Raw genomic sequence first — 1,982 nt, 5'->3', positions numbered from 1 at the left:
GACGCCCTCCCCCTCACCCCCAACGGCAAGCTCGACCGCAACGCCCTCCCCGCACCCCACTACACCCCCACAACCACCTACCGCGCACCCGGCACCGCACACGAGAAGATCCTCTGCGAGGTGTTCGCCCAGGTCCTCGACGTTTCGCACGTCGGCCTGGACGACAACTTCTTCGAGCTCGGCGGCCACTCCCTCCTAGCCGTCACCCTCGTCGAACGACTCCGCTCCCGGGGCGTCCCCGTCAACGTCCGCGCGCTGTTCACCGCGCCCACCGTCGGCCAACTGGCGTCCGCCACAGCCGGAACCGCCATGGACGCCCGCGCGATCAACGTCCCCCCGAACCTCATCCCCGCCGACGCCCGGGCCATCACGCCCGACATGCTCCCCCTCATCGACCTCACCACCGACGACATCAACCGCATCACCACCACCTTCCCCGGCGGCGCGGCCAACATCGCCGACATCTACCCCCTCGCACCACTCCAGCAGGGCATTCTCTTCCACCACCTGGTGCACGCAGACGGGCACGACCCGTACGTCCTGCCGACGGCGCTGACGTTCGACAGCCGCGCCCTGCTCGACACCTTCCTCGACGCCCTCCAGCAGGTCATCGACCGCCACGACATCCTGCGCACCGCCGTCCTCTGGGAAGGACTCCCCGAACCCGTCCAGGTCGTCGCCCGCACCGCCCGACTCCCCATCCAGCAGTACACCCTCACCACCACCGACCACCCCATGGCCGGACTCCTCGCACTCTGCGCCCCGTCCATGGACCTCGGACAGGCGCCCCTCCTGCGCGCCCACACCGCCCCCGAACCCGGCACCGACCGCTGGCTCCTGCTCCTCCAGCGCCACCACCTCATCACCGACCGCACGGCGCTGGACGTCCTGCTCGGGGAGATCCGCGCCGTGATGGAGGGCAGGCCGGACAGTCTCCCGGCGCCGCTGCCGTTCCGCGACTTCGTCGCCCAGGCCCGCCTCGGCATCACCCGCGAGGAACACGAACGCTTCTTCACCGACCACCTCGCCGGCATCACCGAACCCACCGCACCCTTCGGCGTCCTCGACACCCGCCACGACGGCACCGGCGCCACCAACGCACGGCTTCCGCTCGGTCCCCGGCTCGCCGAACGCATCCGCCACCACGCCCGCGCGCACCACACCAGCCCCGCCACCCTGATCCACACCGCCTGGGCCCGCGTCGTCGCCGCCACCACCAACCGCGACGACGTCGTCTTCGGCACCCTCCTCCTCGGCCGCATGAACGCCGGCACCGGCGCCCACCGCGTCCCCGGCCTCTTCATCAACACCCTCCCCGTCCGCTTCGACACCTCCACCACCACCGCCACCACCGCCGTCACCGCCATGCGCGACCAACTCGCCGACCTCCTCACCCACGAACACGCCCCCCTCGCCCTCGCCCAGAAAGCCGGCCAGGTCGACAACTCCGCACCCCTCTTCACCGCCCTCCTCAACTACCGCCACACGCGTACGGCACAGGACGACAGCGGGCCGGGCCTGCCCGGTATCACGGCCGACTACGGGCAGGACCGCACCAACTACCCGCTCACCATGTCCGTCGACGACCTCACGGACGGGTTCACGCTCGCCGCGCAGGCGATCGACCCGATCGACCCCGTCCTCGTCTGCGGCCTCCTCCGGACCGCCCTCCAGAACCTCGTGGACGCCCTCGACAGCGCACCCGACACCCCGCTCCACGCGATCGGCGTCCTCGACGAGCCGATCCGTCGGCAGGTGCTGGAGGAGTGGAACGACACGGCCGTGGACGTCCCGGCCGGCACCCTGCCCGACCTCTTCGAGACCCAGGCCGCCCGCACACCGGACGCCCTCGCCCTGCTCTTCGAGGACGAGTCGGTCACCTACGCCGAACTCAACGCGCGCGCCAACCGCCTCGCCCACCTGCTCATCGACCACGGCGTCGGACCCGAGACCGTCGTACCCGTCGTGATGGAACGCTCCAC

Annotated in this window: 1 protein-coding gene; it reads left to right on the top strand. The window is 71.1% G+C overall.

The window, feature by feature from the left end:
- On the top strand, positions 1–1,982 hold a 1,982-nt coding region (locus ACFCX4_RS36065), incomplete at both ends, for a condensation domain-containing protein (RefSeq protein ID WP_376151679.1).

Origin of the sequence: Kitasatospora sp. NPDC056327 (genome assembly GCF_042261735.1) — a bacterium.
Lineage (GTDB): Bacteria > Actinomycetota > Actinomycetes > Streptomycetales > Streptomycetaceae > Kitasatospora.
This window is presented reverse-complemented; position numbering and strand designations above follow the sequence as displayed.